14 protein-coding genes are annotated in these 17,692 nt (G+C 72.2%); 11 read left to right on the top strand and 3 right to left on the bottom strand.

Annotated features, from left to right (window positions below):
- Window positions 1-28 precede the first annotated feature (28 nt).
- Together AB663_RS03820 and AB663_RS03815 are read right to left on the bottom strand one after the other, a co-directional pair.
- Window positions 29-1,939 carry a helix-turn-helix domain-containing protein gene (locus AB663_RS03820; RefSeq protein ID WP_067195992.1) on the bottom strand — a complete coding sequence of 637 codons (1,911 nt, stop codon included), beginning with the start codon at window positions 1,937-1,939 and terminating at the stop codon, window positions 29-31.
- Between the two features lie 90 nt (window positions 1,940-2,029).
- Entirely contained in the window at window positions 2,030-2,884 is an 855-nt protein-coding gene (locus tag AB663_RS03815; RefSeq protein ID WP_067195990.1) for an alpha/beta fold hydrolase, read from the bottom strand.
- A gap of 202 nt (window positions 2,885-3,086) precedes the next feature.
- Between AB663_RS03815 and AB663_RS03810 the strand changes: the two genes are divergently transcribed.
- From AB663_RS03810 to AB663_RS03770, 9 genes are read left to right on the top strand one after another with little or no spacing between them, the layout of a single operon-like run.
- Window positions 3,087-4,364, top strand: coding sequence for a hydroxymethylglutaryl-CoA reductase, degradative (locus AB663_RS03810; protein ID WP_067195988.1), 1,278 nt, complete (start codon window positions 3,087-3,089; stop codon window positions 4,362-4,364).
- Complete coding sequence (locus AB663_RS03805; RefSeq protein ID WP_067195986.1) at window positions 4,361-5,341, top strand: hydroxymethylglutaryl-CoA lyase; 981 nt, start codon at window positions 4,361-4,363, stop codon at window positions 5,339-5,341. The genes AB663_RS03810 and AB663_RS03805 overlap by 4 nt, the downstream gene beginning before the upstream one ends.
- Window positions 5,338-6,567: a CaiB/BaiF CoA transferase family protein gene (locus tag AB663_RS03800; RefSeq protein WP_067195984.1), complete on the top strand. Its 1,230-nt coding sequence runs from the start codon at window positions 5,338-5,340 to the stop codon at window positions 6,565-6,567. The genes AB663_RS03805 and AB663_RS03800 overlap by 4 nt, the downstream gene beginning before the upstream one ends.
- On the top strand, window positions 6,564-7,382 hold the full coding sequence (locus AB663_RS03795; RefSeq protein ID WP_067195982.1) for an FAS1-like dehydratase domain-containing protein: 819 nt from the start codon (window positions 6,564-6,566) through the stop codon (window positions 7,380-7,382). Before AB663_RS03800 ends, AB663_RS03795 begins: the two co-directional genes overlap by 4 nt.
- Before the next feature lie 39 nt (window positions 7,383-7,421).
- Entirely contained in the window at window positions 7,422-8,075 is a 654-nt protein-coding gene (locus AB663_RS03790) for an FMN-binding negative transcriptional regulator (RefSeq protein WP_067195980.1), read from the top strand.
- Entirely contained in the window at window positions 8,072-9,100 is a 1,029-nt protein-coding gene (locus tag AB663_RS03785; RefSeq protein WP_067195978.1) for an ornithine cyclodeaminase, read from the top strand. The genes AB663_RS03790 and AB663_RS03785 overlap by 4 nt, the downstream gene beginning before the upstream one ends.
- A gap of 31 nt (window positions 9,101-9,131) precedes the next feature.
- Window positions 9,132-10,601, top strand: coding sequence for an amidohydrolase (locus AB663_RS03780; RefSeq protein WP_067195976.1), 1,470 nt, complete (start codon window positions 9,132-9,134; stop codon window positions 10,599-10,601).
- Window position 10,602: 1 nt separating this feature from the next.
- Window positions 10,603-12,186, top strand: coding sequence for an amidohydrolase (locus tag AB663_RS03775; RefSeq protein WP_067195974.1), 1,584 nt, complete (start codon window positions 10,603-10,605; stop codon window positions 12,184-12,186).
- A 19-nt stretch (window positions 12,187-12,205) separates the two neighbouring features.
- Window positions 12,206-13,348, top strand: a complete 1,143-nt coding sequence (locus tag AB663_RS03770) for a CaiB/BaiF CoA transferase family protein (RefSeq protein WP_067195972.1) — start codon at window positions 12,206-12,208, stop codon at window positions 13,346-13,348.
- Between the two features lie 87 nt (window positions 13,349-13,435).
- Here AB663_RS03770 and AB663_RS03765 read toward each other — a convergent pair whose 3' ends face one another.
- Window positions 13,436-14,914, bottom strand: coding sequence for a PucR family transcriptional regulator (locus AB663_RS03765; protein WP_067202117.1), 1,479 nt, complete (start codon window positions 14,912-14,914; stop codon window positions 13,436-13,438).
- Window positions 14,915-14,987: 73 nt separating this feature from the next.
- Between AB663_RS03765 and AB663_RS03760 the strand changes: the two genes are divergently transcribed.
- Window positions 14,988-16,094 (top strand): DUF917 domain-containing protein, encoded by a 1,107-nt coding sequence (locus AB663_RS03760; protein ID WP_067195970.1) that lies wholly within the window; start codon window positions 14,988-14,990, stop codon window positions 16,092-16,094.
- Window positions 16,091-17,665 carry a hydantoinase/oxoprolinase N-terminal domain-containing protein gene (locus AB663_RS03755; RefSeq protein WP_067195968.1) on the top strand — a complete coding sequence of 525 codons (1,575 nt, stop codon included), beginning with the start codon at window positions 16,091-16,093 and terminating at the stop codon, window positions 17,663-17,665. The genes AB663_RS03760 and AB663_RS03755 overlap by 4 nt, the downstream gene beginning before the upstream one ends.
- Window positions 17,666-17,692 lie beyond the last annotated feature (27 nt).

The following is a 17,692-nucleotide window of genomic DNA, read 5'->3' as shown; positions in this document are numbered from 1 at the left end:
CGATGGGCCCCGGCCCGCGACCGTCGGCTCAGTCGCCAGGGCCGAGCAGCTTCTCGCGCAGCTCGTCGAGGCGCACGGCGATGCCGATGCGGAACATCCGCTCCTCCTCACGCCACTCCTCGCCGAGGATCTGATCGAGCCGGTCGAGGCGCTGCAGGATGGTGTTGGTGTGGAAGTTCAGGGCGCGCGCGGTGCGCGTGGGACTGCCGCCGTGGTGCACGAACGCCCGGAGCGTGCCGAGCAGATCGGTGTTGCGTTCCGCGTCGTACCGGCGCACGGGACCGACGGTGGCGCGGAGGAACGACGACAACCCCTGCGCGTCGGTGTCGAGCACCGCGGAGTAGGGGAGGAAGTCCTCGACGCGCGCCGTGAGGCCGGTCGTCTCCAGCGCTGCCAGCAGGCGGGCGGTGCGGCGTGCGGCCTGGAACGCCACCGGCAGCGGATCCTTGGCCGGTGGCGCGATCACCGCCGTGACCGGCTCGGCGAGCGCGGCGGCGACCTGGCCGCGCAGCTGCTCGGCGTCGACCTCGCCTCGCCGGGCGGAGTACGCGGCGACCACGAAGCCCCGGTATTCGCCGATGAGGGCGCGGTCGTCGAGCAGCCGCACCAGGGCGCGTGTGGCAGCCGCCTGCTGGTCGCCCGGAACCGAGAGCAGGAGCAGCGAGTCGAGCCCGTCGAGATCGACGCCGAGGCGGCGCGCGCGTCGTTCGACATCGGCCCTGCGCTCGGGCACGTCGTCGAGCAGATCGGCGATCAGCTCGCTGCGCACGCGGCGGTCGGCCCCGGATGCCGCCTCCTGCTGCAGCTCGAGCAGAGCACCCACCTGAGCCGCCCTCTCGATCGTGCGCAGGTCGACGGCTCCGAGCTCGAAGTCACCGTCACCCAGCAGCAGCGCGCCGAAGTGCCGGCTTCCCGCCGTGAGCGCCGCGACGGCCCGTACCTCGTGGCCGGTCACCGGCACGCAGTGGCCGTGGCGGCGGCTCTCGGCGAGAGCCTCGCGCACGGGCGCGTCGAGGGCGAGCATCCCTGGCGAGAGCGGGAGCCCGGCGGCGGCGATCACGTTCTCGTCGGCGTCGATGATAGCCACGGCCCTGCCGAGAGCCGAGGCGAGAGTCTCGGCGACGGGACCGAAGCCGCCTCCCGCGAGCACCGCCTGCACGAGCTCCTGATGCACGGTGTTGGCCCTGTCGCGTTCGACGAGGTGCGCCGTGAGGCTCTCCAGGGTGCGACGACTCGCGTCCTCCGAGATCCGCAGGTCACGCAGCGTCTGCGTCGTCTGCAGGATCACCGAGGCGTGGTCGGCCAGCGCCGACAGCAGCGCCACCTCATCGGGTGAGAAGCTCTTCTCCTCGCGGTTGCCGACGAACAACACGCCGAGCACGTCGTCGCTGCTGAGCATCGGCACACCGAGCAGCGAGACCAGGCCCTCGGCCGAGACGGCGTCGTCGATGCCGGCGTCGTGCCGCTCGGCCGCGTAGGCGGTGTAGTCGGCGACCCACTGCGCGGTGCGCGACTCCACGACGACGCTAGCGAGCCCGCGGCCGGGCGGCACGCGCAGCCGCTGGAACGACGCGCTCACCGAACCGCTCGTCTCGCGCACGCGCAGCTCTGAGGTGTCGGGATCGAACTCGGAGAGGTAGGCGAGGTCGACCCCCATCATCTCGCGTGCTCGCTGCACGAGCCGGGCGAGCACCGCGTCGCTGTCGCGCAGCTCGGCGAGTTCGCGGGCGCTGGAGAAGAGTGCCGTCAGCTCGTGCTCCCGCCTGCGCAGACGAGACAGCTCGCGCTGCGATCGCGCCACCAGGTCGGCGATCGCGGCGCCCTCCTGCCCGGTCGCACCGAGCAGGGCGAGCGCGTCGCTGACCCCGGTCGGACCAACGAGCTCCGGATCGTAGGCCGCGTCCAGCAGCGACAGGACGGCGTCGTGGTGCAGGGTCATCCGGGATCCTTCGGGCGGCGGCGGTGGCGGCGCTGGCTGGCGCACGACTTCAGTGTCGAGCATCCGCGTGCCCCTCTCAACTCGTCCGGTTCAGGCGCCGAGGCGTGACTCCTCGCCGCGCGCCGCCGTGCGCAGCAGGGCGGAGGCGAGATCGGGCCACAGCTCGTGCGGGATGAGGTGCCCCATGTCGGCGTGCACCTGCAGCTCGGCGCCGGGGATCGCCTCGGCGATGTCGACGGCCGACGCCCAGTGCAGCACGTCGTCCTCGCGGCCGTGGAACACCAGGGTGGGCACGGTCACCGATCGCAGCGCTTCGAGGCGCTCGGGCGCTCGCCGCAGCGCCGCCCACTGCCTGGCGTAGCCGTCGGGCGAGTAGCCGCGGTCGTAGGCCTCCCTGGCGGCGCGGCGATGCCACTCGACCTGCGGGTCGTAGCGGCCCCCGGTCGATGCGACCGCGGCTGCTGCCGCCTCGACGGCCTGCTCGCGCGTGACACGCACCGGCTTCTCGGAGAGCTCTGGCCGCTCGCCGTGCAGCACGTACCGAGGCGACTGGCCGGGGATCGTCGACAGCAATCCGAGGCTGGACACGCGCTCCGGATGCTCGATGGCGAGCATCTGCGCCATCATGCCGCCCATCGAATGACCTGCGACGTGCGCGCGTTCGACGCCCAGGTCGTCGAGCACGCGCAGCACGTCCTCCGCCATGTCGCCGAGTCCGTACCCGCCGTCCAGGTAGTCTTCGCCGCCGAAGCGCTGCGAGTACCCGGTGTCGCGGTTGTCGAATCGCACGACCCGCAGCCCGCCGTCGGTCAGCATCCGGATGAACTCCTCGTCCCAGCTCAGCAGCTGTGCGCCGCCTCCCGAGACCAGCACGAGCACCGGGGCGTCGTCGTCGCCGAACACCTCGTAGTACAGGCGCACATCGGCGGAATCGGTGTAGGGCATGAGGTCTCCTCGCGCGTGAGCGTGGCGTTCTCGGGTGGTGCCGAGTCTAGGCTTCCTGCGGATGCCCGGTGATGTGTCGAGCGCATATAGCGACGCCGCGGCGATGGATGCTCCACCCATCGCCGCGCCCGGATGTCGCTCCTAGTGTCGTCCTTGACCGCAGCGCCGAGGATCCGGCTGCTGACTCCCAGAAAGGTGGCCGATGTCGATCAACAGCCGAATCCCCGGACTCCGCGACCACACGCCGGGCGACAGGCTCGCGCTCGTGGCGGAGGGCGCCGGACTCGAGCCGGGCGACCTGAGCGCCCTGCAGCCGGAAGCCGGGCTCTCCCTCGCCGCGGCGGACCACATGATCGAGAACGTCGTCGGCATGATCGGCGTGCCCGTCGGCGTCGCGACCAACTTCACGATCGACGGCCGCGACCGCCTCATCCCGATGGCGACCGAGGAGCCCAGCGTGGTGGCCGCCGCATCCAACGCCGCCCGCATGGCACGCGTCCACGGCGGCTTCACCACTTCGTACACGGGTGACGTGATGATCGCGCAGATCCAGGTGCTCGACGCGGTCGACCCGCACGGCACCCGCTTCGCGCTGCTCGAGGCCGCCCCCGAGCTCCTCGCGCTCGCCAACGAGCAGGACCCGATGCTCGTATCGCTCGGCGGGGGAGCGTTCGACATCTCGGTGCGCGTGCTGCCGACGCGCGCGGGTGTGCAGGTGATCCTGCACCTGCACGTCGACGTGCGCGACGCCATGGGTGCGAACGCCGTCAACACGATGGCCGAGGCGATCGCGCCGCGCGTCGCCGAGCTCGCCGGCACCCGCACGCTGCTGCGCATCCTCACCAACAAGGCGGAGCTGCGCCTCACGCGCGCCCGCGCCGTGTTCGACGCCGAACTGCTGGGCGGGGCGCAGGTGGTCGATGACATCGTCGCCGCGAGCGCCTTCGCCGAGGCCGACCCGTACCGTGCCGCGACGCACAACAAGGGGATCATGAACGGCATCACGGCTGTCGTGCTCGCCACGGGCAACGACACCCGCGCCGTCGGGGCCGCCTGCCACTCGCACGCCGCGCGCTCGGGGCGGTACGCGGCGCTGTCGCAGTTCGAGAAGGACGCGGAGGGCAACCTCGTCGGCACGCTCGAGGTGCCGCTCGCGGTCGGCCTCGTCGGCGGCGCCACCCGCGCGCACCCCACGGCGCAGGCCGCCGTGCGGATGCTGGGGGTGCAGACCGCGCGTGAGCTCGCCGGCGTCATCGCCGCCGTCGGCCTCGCGCAGAACCTCGCGGCGTGCCGCGCGCTGGCCGCCGAGGGCATCCAGCGCGGGCACATGACGCTGCACGCCCGCACGATCGCCGCGAGTGCCGGCGCCGAGGTGCACGAGGTCGCGGCGGTCGCCGCGCGCATCGTCGCCGACCGCCGCATCCGCATCGAGCACGCTCGCGAGGTGCTGGCCGAGCTGCGCGGCGAGGGGGGCGCATGACCGAGCTCCCCGCGCCGAGGGTCGTCCCCGAAGAGGGGCTGCCGTCGCGCGTCACGGTGTTCGAGGTCGGCCCCCGCGACGGCCTGCAGGCCGAGACCGACATCATCCCCGCTCCGGTGAAGGTGCAGCTGTGCCGCCGGCTCTACGCTGCCGGCAGTCGCGCGCTCGAGGTCACCAGCTTCGTGCCGCCCACCTGGATACCGCAGCTCGCCGACGCCGAACAGGTCGTCGCCGACCTCGACGTGCCGGACGGCGCCAGGGCCGTCGGCCTCGTGCCGAATCTGCGCGGCCTGCACAGGGCCCTGGATGCCGGCATCCGCGACGTCTCCGTCGTGGTCAGCGCGACCGAGGCGTTCGCGCAGGCCAACCTCAACACGACGAGGGCGGGCGCGATCGAGCGCGCGGTCGACGTGATCGCCGCCGCCACCGCACAGGGCGTCCCCGTGCGGGGCTACGTGTCGATGGCGTTCGGCGATCCCTGGGAGGGCGCGGTCGACACGGCAGCCGTGGTGGCCGCAGCGGTGTCGCTGTGCGAGGCGGGCGCACGCACCGTGGCGATCAGCGACACGATCGGCGTGGCCACACCAGGGCATACCGCCGCCGTCATCGACGCCGTCGTGGCGGCGGGCATACCCGTTGGCGCGATCGCGCTGCACCTGCACGACACCTACGGGCAGTCGCTCGCGAACGTGCACGCGGCGCTTCGTCTCGGGGTCGCCGAGTTCGACTCCTCGGTGGGCGGCCTGGGGCGGTGCCCGTACGCGAAGGGCGCGACCGGTAATCTCGCGACGGAGGACCTCGTGTGGATGCTGCACGGCCTCGGCATCGAGACCGGACTCGATCTCGAAGCCCTGGCCGCGACCACGCTGTGGCTCTCGCGACTCCGTGGCGTCCGCCCCGCCTCGAACGTGGCCCGCGCGCTCGCCGCAGCCGGGCTCGACACCTCAGCCACCGACCAGGAGGTCACGCCCGCATGATCGACACCTCTCTCCCCGCCCCCGGCGCGCTCGCCGGAGTCACCGTGATCGACCTCTCTCGCGTGCTCGCGGGTCCCTACGCGGCGCAGATGCTCGCCGACCTCGGCGCGACCGTCATCAAGGTCGAGAACCCTCGCGACCCCGACGTCTCCCGCGGCTTCCCGCCCTACCTCACCGACGGGGAGGAGGAGTTCAGCGCCTACTACGCGCAGTACAACCGCGGAAAGCTCGGGGTGGGGATCGACCTCGCGACGCCCGAGGGCAAAGAGGTGCTCAAGGACCTCGTGCGGGGTGCCGACGTGCTCGTCGAGAACTTCCGCCCCGGCACGATGGAGAAGCTCGGTGTCGGCTACGAGGTGCTGCGCGAGATCAACCCGCGGCTCGTGTACACCGCCATCTCCGGCTACGGCCGCACCGGATCGCGCAGCCGTCGCCCCGCGTTCGACAACACCGCTCAGGCAGCGGGCGGCATCTGGTCGATGAACGGCTACGCCGAGCATCCGCCCGTGCGCGTCGGCGTGACGATCGGCGACCTCTCGGCCACGCTGTTCGCCGTGATCGGCACGCTCGCCGCGCTGCGCCATGCCGAGGCGACCGGCCAGGGGCAGGTCGTCGACGTCGCGCAGGTCGACAGCATCATCGCCCTCACCGAGACGGCGGTGGTCGACTACACCGTGACCGGCGCCGTCGCCTCACCGCAGGGCAACGCCCACGCCTGGGTGCGTCCGTACGAGCTGTTCGACTGCGCGGACGGCCAGGTCTTCTTCGGCGCGTACACCGACCGGCTGTGGAACGCGAGCTGCGATCTGTTCGGCACGCCCGAGCACAAGGACGATCCCGAGATCGACACCATGCGCAAGCGGTTCGACCCCGACGTCTACGAGCGCAAGGTCAAGCCGATCGTGGCCGGATGGCTCGCGGGCCGCACGAAGCAGGAGCTCGAGGACCTCGCCGGTGACGTCGTGCCGCTCACGGCCGTCAAGACGATCGGCGAAGTGGTCGACGACCCCGGCACCGCAGAGCGCGACATGATCGTCGAGGCCGACTACGGCGACCTGGGCGTGCTGCGCATGTTCGGGCAGCCGATCAAGCTCTCCGCCACCCCGGCGACGCCCGCACGCACGGCCAACCGCTTCGCCGAGCACGCCGACCGGGTGCTCGCGGAGTTCGCGGGCTATGACGCTGCGCGCATCGCGGAGCTCCGCGCGGCGGGAGCACTGCCGTGAGCGTCGTGCGGAGCGAACGAATCGATGCCTCGACCGTCGAGGCGTACCGCGGCACGTTCGCCGGGCACGAGCACGCCCTCGGCGCCGGCGACGCCCTGCCGCCCGGCTGGGAAGGCGTCTTCTTCCCGTTCGACGCCGCCCTGGCCGACCTGCGCCCCGACGGCACGCCGGCGCGAGACGGCGTCGTGCCCGAGATCGATCTGCCGCGGCGCATGTACGCGGGCGAGACCACCGAGTTCCTCCGCCCGATCCGCATCGGCGACGAGGTCACGCAGACCACCTCGCTCGGCTCGGTCGTCGAGAAGTCGGGGTCGCGAGGACGGCTCGTGTTCGTCGACATCGAGCGCGAGTACGCGGTCGACGGCGATATCGCGGTGCGCAGCGTGTGGCACGACGTGTTCCTCGAGGCGGCCGATCCGGATGCTCCCGCACGGCCGCCCCGTGCGGATGCCTCGATCGTCGCGGAGGCCGACTGGGTCGACGAGCGGACGCTCGACGCGCGGCAGCTGTTCCGCTTCTCGGCGCTGACGTTCAACACGCACCTGATCCACTACGACCGCGAATGGGCGCGCCAGGTCGAAGGGCTGCCCGACCTCCTCGTGCACGGGCCGCTCACCCGCATCCTGCTCATGGACGCGGCTCGCACGCACGAGCCCGGCCGCATTCCGGCGCAGCTCGACGTGCGCGCCGTCGCCCCTGTGCTCGTGGACCGCCCGCTGCGCATCGCGGGTCGCACCTCGGCCGGCTCGACGGTCGTCACCGCGGTCGACGCCGACGACGTGGTGCTCGCCACCGCCGACATCCGATGGGCATGACAGCCCCGTGCGGCCGCGCCGCCACCACCAGGAGAGCTCATGAGGCATAACCCCGACTACGCGCTCGACGACGTCGAGACGATCCGTGCGCTCGTGCGCGAGAACCCGTGGGCGACGATCGTCAGCCATGTGCCCGGTGCGGGACTCGTCGCGTCGCACTATCCGGTGCTGCTCGACGAGGACGCCGACGGCATCGTGCTGCTCAGCCACGTCGGGCGCCCGGATGAGCGGCTGCACGAGCTCGGGCGACACGAGACGATGGTGATCGTCTACGGGCCGCAGGGCTACGTCTCCCCGGGATGGTACGGAGTGTCGCCTGCCGTGCCGACGTGGGACTTCGCGGTCGCGCACCTGTTCGGCACCCCCGAGATCCTCTCCGACGAGGAGAACCTGCGGGTGCTGGATCGGCTCGTCGAGTGGTTCGAGAGGCCGCTGCCGGAGCCGTTCCTCATGACGAGGACGCTCGAGAACACCGCGTACGCCGAGCGCATCGTGCACGGCACGGTGGGGTTCCGGCTGCGGGTGGAGAGGTTCGAGGCCAAGGAGAAGATGAGCCAGGACAAGCCGGCCGAGGTGATCGCGCGCGTCGTCGACGCGCTGCGGCGACCGGGTCCGTATGAGAATCCGCGGTTGGCCGCGCGCATCGCCGCGGTGAATCGCGCCGTGCTGGATGGAGAGGGGGCCGGGGCATGACGGCGTTCGTCGGAGTGTCGGACATGGTCGAGTGGGTCGCACAGCGCGGCCCGGAGGCGATCATGACCGCGATGGCTGACACGATCGAGGCCGATTTCCGGCGGTGGGAGTCGTTCGACAAGAGCCATCGCATCGCCAACCACACGCCGTTCGGGGTGATCGAGCTCATGCCCGTGAGCGACCCCGACGTGTACGCGTTCAAGTACGTGAACGGGCACCCGTTCAACCCCGCCCGCGGCTTCCAGACCGTCACGGCGTTCGGGATGCTCGCGGATGTGCACAACGGGTATCCGGTATTCCTGGCCGAGATGACCGTTCTCACGGCGCTGCGCACGGCGGCGACCTCGGCGATGGTGGCCCGGCGGCTGGCTCGTCCCGACTCCGCGGTGATGGCGATGGTGGGCGCCGGCAGCCAGGCCGAGTTCCAGGCCCTCGCGTTCCGCGGTGTGCTCGGGGTGTCGCGGCTGCGGGTGTTCGACGTCGACCCCGCGGCGTCCGCCAAGCTGGTCCGCAACCTCGTGCCGCGGGGGTTCGACGTCACGGTCTGCTCCTCGGCGGCGGAGGCTGCGGAGGGCGCGGACATCGTGACGACGTGCACGGCTGACAAGGCCATCGCGCAGGTGCTGACGGATGCCGACGTGGCCCCCGGCATGCACATCAACACGATCGGCGGCGACTGCCCCGGAAAGACCGAGCTCGACCCGCGCATCCTCGAGCGGGGACCGGTGTTCGTGGAGTACACACCGCAGACCCGCATCGAGGGCGAGATCCAGAACGTGGCACCGGACTTCCCGGTGACGGAGTTCTGGCGGGTGCTCACGGGCGACGCGGAGGGGCGCACGTCGCCCGACCAGGTGACGATCTTCGACTCGGTCGGGTTCGCGATCGAGGACTTCTCCGCTCTCCGGCACCTGCGCGCCGACATCGCCGGCACCGGACTCGGCCGCGAGATCGACCTCGTCGCCGCCCCCGACGACCCGAAAGATCTGTTCGGGTTCGCGACATCGCCCGTCCCCGTCGCCTGACCGCCGCGCCGCCTGCGCTGAGAGGAGCATCATGACCGAGACCCTCACCCTCCGCGGTGCGCGCCGCTATGACGGGGGGGAGCCGATCGACCTGCTCGTGCGCGACGGCGTCATCGCGGAACTCGGCCCCGCGGGATCCGTCGTGCCGGCGGGGGAGGTCGTCGACGCCGACGGACGCTGGGTCGGTCCCGGGCTCTGGGACGCGCACGTGCACTTCACGCAGCACGTCATCCGTCGCCGCCGACTCGATCTGACCGAGACGCACAGCGCCGACGACGTGCTCGCGGTCGTCCGCCGCGCCCGCGCCGGCGGGGCGCCCCTCACCGACGGCGTCCTCATGGGCTACGGGTTCCGCGACGGGTTGTGGCCCGCACCCGCGACGCTGGAGGCGCTGGAGGAGACCGTCTCCGACCTCCCCGTCGTGCTCGTCAGCGGCGATCTGCACTGCGGATGGATGAACCGCGCGGCCGCCCGGCGCTTCGGCGTCGAGCTCGACGAGACCGGCCTGCTGCGCGAGGGGCCCTGGATCGCACTGCTGCACTCCTTCGACGAGGCCTCGCACCTTCCCGCGGAGGCGTACGCTGAGGCGGCCGCCGCCGCGGCGGCCCGCGGTGTCGTGGGCGTCGTGGAGTACGAGAACACCGACAACGTCACCGAGTGGTCGGCCAGGACGGCGGCCGGGATCACGTCGCTGCGCACCGAGATCGCGGTGTGGCCCGACCTGCTGGAGCAGGCCGTCGCCGACGGACGACGCACCGGCGACGTCGTCGACGAGGCGGGGCTGGTGACGTTCGGCCGGCTCAAGGTGGTCGTCGACGGCTCGCTGAACACCCGCACCGCGTGGTGCTGGGACCCGTATCCCGGCATGGACCCGTCGCACCCGCACGCGTGCGGCCTGGAGAGCGTGCCGGTCGCGGAACTGCGGCGTCTGCTCGAAAGGGCCAGGGACGTCGGCATCGGCGCGGCCGTGCACGCGATCGGCGATCGCGCGAACACCGAGGTGCTCGACACGTTCGAATCGCTCGGCATGACGGGCGTGATCGAGCACGCGCAACTCGTCCGCGACGAGGACTTCGCCCGCTTCGCCCGGCTCAGACTCATCGCGAGCGTGCAGCCCGAGCACGCGATGGACGACCGCGACATCGCAGACCACCACTGGGCCGGCCGCACCGGACGGGCGTTCGCGTTCGGATCGCTGCACCGGTCGGGGGTAGAGCTGCGCCTCGGCTCCGATGCGCCGGTCGCGCCCCTGGACCCGTGGATCTCGCTCAGCGCCGCCACCTCGCGCAGCCGCGGCGACCGGGACGCCTGGCATCCCGAGCAGCGGCTTCCGCTCGACGTCGCGCTCGCGGCATCCGTGCGCACGTCGGTCGCGGTCGGGCAGCCGGCCGACCTCGTGCTCGTCGACCGCGACCCTTATGCCAGTGACCGTGATGAGCTGCGCACCATGCCCGTCGCCGCGACCCTGCTCGGCGGTCGCTTCACCCACAGGGAGGTCTGACATGGCGAGCATCACCGTCACGAACGCGCGCGTGTTCACCGGGGAGTCGGAGACCGCCTTCGCCTCGGCGTTCCGCATCGTCGACGGCGTCGTCGACTGGGTCGGCGACGCCGCCGAGGTGACCGATCCGGATGCCGTCGACCTCGGCGGCCGCACGGTTGTGCCGGGGCTGATCGACAGCCACACGCATCCAGCGCTTCTCGCGGGCACGGCGGCCGCCGTGGAGTGCTTCCCGCCCGCCGTGCTCTCTCGCGGCGACCTCGTCGACGTGCTGCGCGCGCACGCCGAGACGCTCACCTCTCCGCGCGCCTGGGTGCTCGGCCGGGGCTACGACGACACGAAGTTCCCCGGGCGAGACGGCCCCACCGCCGCCGACCTCGATCGGGTGTCGACCGAACGGCCGGTGCTCGTGTGGCGCTGCGACGCGCATTCCGCGGTATGCAACACCAGGGCGCTCGAGATCGCGGGCATCACGGCCGACACTCCCGACCCCGACGGTGCACGGTTCGAGCGCGATGCCGAGGGGCGCCCGAACGGCGTGCTCACCGAGATCGCCGCCGTGAACGCCGTCGCCGCGCACATCCCGCCGCCGACGCGCGACGAGCAGATCGCCGCGATCCTCGCGCTCGGCGAGGAGTGGGCGTCGCGGGGGATCGTGGCGGTGTGCGACCTGCTGTCGAACCGCATCCAGGAGCCGTTGGCCACCTTCAGGGCAGCGGCAGAACGCGGGCTGCGCACCCGGGTCGCGCTCTACCCTGGGTGGGACCCGGCTGCCCCGCTCGCCGACCTCGAGCCCGGCGATCGCGAGGGCCGGATCCGCGTCGCCGGCGTGAAGGTCGTGCTCGACGGTGCGTACTCGAACCGCACGGCCTGGGTCGCCGAGCCCTATCCGGACTCCTGCGATCACGGCCTGCGCCTCGTCGACGACGCCGATGTGCTCGCCGCTGCCGGCTGGGCGCGCCGCAACGGCGTGCAGCTCGCCGTGCACGCGATGGGCGACAGCGCGCTGTACCGCGTCGTCGAGCTGTTCGAGAACGAAGAGCCGTGGCTCGACGGCATCCCGTCGGTGCGCATCGAGCACGCGACGATCGTCTCGGACGCGTACCTCGAACGGCTGCGCACGGCGCGGATGACTTTCGGCATCGCGACGCATACGGTGTTCTTCTTCGCCGAGTACGACGGCTACGAGAAGGCGCTGCGCGTCGAGCAGGTGCCAGACGCCTATCCGATCGCCCGCCTGTACGCGGGGCTGCAGCCGCTCGCCCTCTCGTCCGACCGGCCGGCCACGGCGTGGAGCGGGGCCGACGACGTGATGCTGTCGGTCGAGGCTGCCGTTCGCCGCCGCGCATACAACGGCGTCGAGTTCGGCCCCGAGGCCGCGATCACCGTCGCGCAGGCGCTGCTGCTCTACACCTCGCGAGCGGCATCGCTGTCGCCGCTGGCCGGAGTGGGTGCTCTCACACCCGGCGCCGACGGCAGCTTCGCGGTGCTCGATCGCGACGTCTTCACGGTCGCCGACGACGAGATCTCGTCGGTGCGCGTGGCCGAGACCTGGATCCGCGGCGAACGGGTCTTCGTGCGCTGAACGAGAGGGGCATCGGCACATGGACGACGACGGAGACTTCCGGCCGTTGAGCGGGGTGCGCGTGATCGATTTCACGCGGCTGCTCGCCGGACCCTACGCGACGATGACTCTGGCCGAGCTCGGCGCCGACGTCATCAAGGTCGAGCAGCCGGGCATCGGCGACGAGACCAGGCACTGGGGACCCCCGTTCGTGCACGGGGCCAGCGCCTACTTCCACGCCATCAACCGCGGCAAGCGCAGCATCGCGCTCGACCTCACCGACGAGGGCGACCTCGACATCGCGCACCGGCTGATCGCGACGGCCGACGTGGTCGTCGAGAGCTTCCGGCCCGGCGTCGCCGACAGGCTGGGGATCGGCGCGGATGCTCTGCGCTCTCGGTTCCCGCGGCTGGTGTACGCGTCGATCAGCGGCTTCTCGCCGACAGGACCGCTCGCGGCGGAGCCCGGCACGGCGGTCACGGTCGAGGCGGAGTCGGGGCTCATGCACGTCACCGGGTACGAGGGGGCCGACCCGGTGCGCTCGGGCGTCGCGATGGTCGACATCGCCACGGGCATGTCGATGATCAACGGGGTGCTCGCCGCCCTGCTCGAGCGCGAGCGCACCGGCGTCGGCCGGCGGCTGGAGTTCTCGCTCTTCGCGACCGCGCTGAGCTCGCTGGGGACGGTCATCGCGGCCACGTCGGCGGGCGGTCCGCCGTCGAGGCCATGGGGCAGTTCGCACCCGTCGATCGTGCCGTACCGGGCGTTCGCGGCATCCGACGGGCACGTCGTGCTGGGCGCGACGAACGATGCGATGTTCGCGCGGCTCGTGGCGGCTCTCGACCTGGACGATGAGCTGGGCGGCGAACGCTGGTCGAGAAACCGCGCCAGGGTCGAGGGGCGCGACGAGCTCGAGCGGGTTCTCGCGGTACGGGTCGGCGCACTGCCGCTCGATACGGTCGTCGAGCGGCTCAGCGCGGCACGCGTGCTCGTGGCTCGCGTGCGCAGCCCCGAGGATGCCGCGCACGGCGAGCAGGCCCGCGCGATGGGGATGATCGAGCACGACGACGGCGTGGCGATCGCGCGCTCGGCCCTCGGGACCAACGGCACGGCTCGTCTGGCGCGCGCTCCTGATCTCGATGCGCACGGCGAGGAGCTGCGCACCGAGCTCGTCGTGCGCTGAACCCCCGCTGAACCGCGCTGGACCTCGCCCCGGTCCCCTGAATCCCCGAGCACCCGCACCGGGAGGTGCGACGCTGTTCGCGACCTCTCAGCGGGCGCCGAGCAGACGCACGCGGCACGCGAGCTCGACCGCGAAGCGTGCGTCGCGGTCGTCGAGGTCGATGCCGAGGAGCTCCCTGATGCGCCGCATCCGATATCCGACTCCGTTGGGGTGCAGCATGAGCTCCTTCCCCGCGTGCACGAGCGACCCTTCGTGCGCGAGGTAGGCGAGCAGCGTGCGCACCGACTGCAGGGCGCGCTCCGGCCCGAGCCGATCGAGGGGGCGCAGGATGTCGTCGAGCAGCTCGCGGCTGATCGGCGACGCGTACAGGTCGAGGAGCACGCGACGCAGTCCCGTCACATCGGTCAGCTCCACGCCGCCGAGGCGCCCGGCGGCGATGGCGGACTCCGCGGCCACGCGCGCCTCGGCCGCGGATTGACGCAACCCCAGCGCCCCCACCTGCGGGGTGCCGAGACCGAGCGTGTACGCCCAGTCCGACCCCGCGATCTCCTGGGCACGGTGCTGCACCTGCGTCGCGACCTCGCGGACCCGTCGCTGGTGGTCGCCTGCGCCGTGCTCCTCGGTGCAGACGAGCATCAGGTCGTCCTGCAGGAACGCCACGTGCCACATCTCGTCGCGACCCTCGACGAGCTGCAGCGCGAACAGCTCCAGGGCCGGCTGCACGCTGCGGGGAGCCAGGGCATCCGGATCGCTCCTGCCCGTGGGCGTCAGCCACGCCACGACGTGCGATTGGGGGAGCGGCAGGCCGAGGCGGGCGGCCTGCGCGACGAAGCCCTCGGCGCGCGAGGCGTCGGCCAGCACGAGCTCGACGAGCAGGTCGGATCGCGACTGCACCGGCGCGTACCGATCGCGGCTCCGCCGCTGCGCGACGCGCGAGACCAGGGCGGCGATGACCGGGAGCGCCACGTCGGTGGCCCCGTCGGTCCGCTCCGCGGTGACGCGGCCGATCGCGACCTCGCCGATGAAGACGGCGTGCGGGTCGTTCCACGCGGCGGTGGGGTCCTGCACGATCTCCAGCGCGATCCCGAGGGCGGCCCCCGCGGTGGCGAGGATGCTGTCCGGCGTGCTGTCCGGTGCGGCTGCGGCCTCCGTCGCCAGGGTGACGGCGCGCGCCCCGCGCATCATCGCCTCGGACGCTCCGCCCGAGATCGCGCGGTCGATCGTCGTGGCCAGTTCGGCGGCTCCGGCACCGGGGGCCGAGAACACCGGCACACGGCCGCGGTCGGCGAGCACCCTGGCCGTCTCGGCGAGCGTGAGGGGAGCCGTGAACACGAGACCAGCCAGGCCGCGTGCGCTGGCCTGCCGCAGCGCCACGTCGATGCGGAACGGCGGCGGCTGCTCGTCGCCGGGGATGAGCGCGAGGGTGCCCTCGCCGAGCGCGTCGAGCCGGTCGACGGCGGAGATGTCGACGCGCGCGACCTCGCGGTCGTCTACCGGTCCGGCGGTCAACCGCAGACCCAGCCGATCCGCATCGTCGACGAGATCGCGCAACGCATACTGTGTCATGAGCACAGTCTGCACGGAAACACTGGATGCTTGCGACATTGTCCGGGCGGACCGGCCTCCGTAGCGTGAGGGCATGGTCCAGACTTCATCCGCGGTGCGCACAGCGGCACCCCTCACCGAGATCACGGCGGACGACATCGCCGCGCTCGGCGTGGGCACCGCGATCTTCGGCACCGGCGGCGGCGGCGCCGTGTACACCGCTCAGATCACGGTCGAGAACGCGCTGCGCGCACACGGCCCCGTGCCGCTCGTGAGCGTCGACGACCTCGGCCCCGACGACGTCGTGATCCTCATGTCGGGCATCGGCGCGCCGACCGTCGGCATCGAGATGCTCTCGGCCACGGGGCAGATCCACGCGCTGCTGGCCGAGGCCGAGCGGCTGCTCGGTCGTCCGGTGACCACGCTGATGGCGGCCGAGATCGGCGGGAGCAACGGCGTGCAGCCGATCGGATGGGCCGCACGCCTCGGGCTGAAGGTGCTCGACGCCGACGGCATGGGCCGCGCCTTCCCCGACGCCGCCATGGTCGCCATGAACGTCGCCGGCGTGCCGTGCGAGTGGGCCGTGCAGAGCGACGTCGTCGGCAACATCTCGGTCATGAAGACCATCGACCTGCACTGGCTCGAGCGACACGCCCGCGCCCTCACCGTCGCGAGCGGCTCGATCTGCATCGGAGCGCACTACCCCATGACCGCCGACACCGTGAAGGGCGCCGTCATCGAGGGCACCGTGAGCGCCGCCATCCGCGTCGGGCATGCCCTGATGTCGTCGCCCGACCCGGTGTCGGCCGTCGCCGCCGAGCTCGACGCCCGTGTGCTCATGACCGGCAAGATCACCGACCTCGACCGCAGGACCGCCGGCGGCTTCGTTCGCGGCTCCGTCACGATCACCGGGACCGGTGCCGACCGCGGCCGACTCCAGCGCCTCGAGCTGCAGAACGAGAACCTCCTCGTGCTCGAAGACGGCGAGGTGCTGGTGAGCGTTCCCGACCTCATCACGATCATCGACGCCGAGACGGGCCATGCCATCACCACCGAGATGCTCCGCTTCGGCCAGCGCGTCTCGGTGCTGGCCTGGGCGTGCGACCCGATCTGGCGCACGCCGCGCGGGCTGGAGCTCGCGGGTCCCGCGGCGTTCGGCTACGACCTGCCCTACGTCCCCTTCGAAGGAGCCGCACGATGACCGCGCGCGACCTGTCCATCGGCGTCGACGTCGGCGGGACCAACACGGATGCCGTCGTCCTCGACGGCGACGGCCGCGTGCTGGCCTGGACCAAGCGCGCCACGACCGACGACATCACCGGGGGCATCCGCGCCGGCATCCGAGACGTGCTGGCCGCCATCGGAGACGACCGGTCGCGAGTGTCGCGCGTCATGCTCGGCACCACCCACGCCACCAACGCGATCGTGCAGCGCCGTCAGCTCGACCGGGTCGCGATGATCCGCCTCGGGGCGCCCGCGGCGACCGAGTATCCGCCGCTCACCGGCTGGCCCGAAGACCTGAAGAGCATGGTGCTGGCGGGTTCGGCGATGCTCGGCGGCGGTCACATGGTCGACGGCACGCCGATCGCGCCGCTCGACCGCGACGGCATCCTGCGCTTCATCGACGGTCTCGACGGCTTCGACGCGATCGCCGTGGCCGGCATCTTCAGCCCGACATCTCCGGAGCAGGAGCTGGAGGTCGCCGAGCTGCTGCGCGGGCACCTCGGCCCCGATGTGCGGGTGTTCCTGAGCCAGGACATCGGGCCGACCGGTCTGCTGGAGCGCGAGAACGCCACATTGCTCAACGCCGCGCTGTACAGCGTCGCCCGGTCGGTCACCGCGGCCCTCGTCACCGTGGTCGCCGAGGAGGGACTCGACGCCACGACCTTCTTCGCCCAGAACGACGGCACGCTGATGTCGCTCGACTACGCGGCCCAGTACCCCGTGCTGACGATCGGCTCCGGCCCGGCGAACTCCATCCGCGGCGCCGCCTACCTGTCGGGGCACGACGACGCGATCGTGATCGACGTCGGCGGCACGACCTCCGACCTCGGAGTCGTCGTGGGCGGATTCCCCCGCGAGTCCACGCTGCCGCGCGAGATCGGCGGCGTGCGCACCAACTTCCGCATGCCTGACGTGCTCAGCGTCGGCATCGGCGGCGGCACGGTCGTCGACGTCGAGTCGGGCCGCGTGGGTCCCCAGTCGGTCGGCTACCGCATCGATCGAGAGGGCCTGCTGTTCGGCGGCTCGACGCCCACCTTGACGGATGCCGCGGCGATGGCCGGCTCGCGGGTGGCGGGGCGCACGCTCCCCGCGCTCGACGCACGCACAGCCTCCGCGCTGGAGCAGGCGCTCGCCGTGGTCGCCGACCGCCTCGAGGAGGCGGTCGAACGGCTCTCCCTCGGCCGCATGGACTTCCCCCTCGTCGTCGTCGGCGGCGGCGGGTTCCTCGTCCCCGACCGGCTGGCGAGCGCCGGCAGCATCCTGCGCCCCGAACACGGCGGCGTCGCCAACGCCGTCGGCGCGGCGATCTCGCTCGCCGGCGGCCGCGCCGACCAGATGGCGCCGATGGGCGAGCGCGAGCGGGCCATCGAGCAGGCGTCGGATGCCGCGATCGCCAAGGCCATCCAGGCCGGAGCCGATCCGCTGCAGGTGTCGGTGGTCGAGGTCATCGAGACGCACGTCCCCTACACCACCCAGCCCACCATCACCGTGACCGTCAAGGCCGCCGGCCCTCTGGCCCGGCTCACCGCCGACGCGCCCGTGCACTGACCCGCATCCCGCTCCACCCGACACAGG

The sequence above is a fragment of the Microbacterium sp. XT11 genome (assembly GCF_001513675.1).
Taxonomy (GTDB): Bacteria; Actinomycetota; Actinomycetes; order Actinomycetales; family Microbacteriaceae; genus Microbacterium.
Note: the sequence above shows the minus strand (reverse complement) of the source record. Positions and strands in the feature narration are given on the sequence as shown.

Coding starts and splice junctions, on each gene's coding strand:
- AB663_RS03820 (WP_067195992.1), bottom strand. CDS start 1,939: ATGACCCTGCACCACGACGCCGTCCTGTCGCTGCTGGACGCGGCCTAC.
- AB663_RS03815 (WP_067195990.1), bottom strand. CDS start 2,884: ATGCCCTACACCGATTCCGCCGATGTGCGCCTGTACTACGAGGTGTTC.
- AB663_RS03810 (WP_067195988.1), top strand. CDS start 3,087: ATGTCGATCAACAGCCGAATCCCCGGACTCCGCGACCACACGCCGGGC.
- AB663_RS03805 (WP_067195986.1), top strand. CDS start 4,361: ATGACCGAGCTCCCCGCGCCGAGGGTCGTCCCCGAAGAGGGGCTGCCG.
- AB663_RS03800 (WP_067195984.1), top strand. CDS start 5,338: ATGATCGACACCTCTCTCCCCGCCCCCGGCGCGCTCGCCGGAGTCACC.
- AB663_RS03790 (WP_067195980.1), top strand. CDS start 7,422: ATGAGGCATAACCCCGACTACGCGCTCGACGACGTCGAGACGATCCGT.
- AB663_RS03785 (WP_067195978.1), top strand. CDS start 8,072: ATGACGGCGTTCGTCGGAGTGTCGGACATGGTCGAGTGGGTCGCACAG.
- AB663_RS03780 (WP_067195976.1), top strand. CDS start 9,132: ATGACCGAGACCCTCACCCTCCGCGGTGCGCGCCGCTATGACGGGGGG.
- AB663_RS03775 (WP_067195974.1), top strand. CDS start 10,603: ATGGCGAGCATCACCGTCACGAACGCGCGCGTGTTCACCGGGGAGTCG.
- AB663_RS03770 (WP_067195972.1), top strand. CDS start 12,206: ATGGACGACGACGGAGACTTCCGGCCGTTGAGCGGGGTGCGCGTGATC.
- AB663_RS03765 (WP_067202117.1), bottom strand. CDS start 14,914: ATGACACAGTATGCGTTGCGCGATCTCGTCGACGATGCGGATCGGCTG.
- AB663_RS03760 (WP_067195970.1), top strand. CDS start 14,988: ATGGTCCAGACTTCATCCGCGGTGCGCACAGCGGCACCCCTCACCGAG.
- AB663_RS03755 (WP_067195968.1), top strand. CDS start 16,091: ATGACCGCGCGCGACCTGTCCATCGGCGTCGACGTCGGCGGGACCAAC.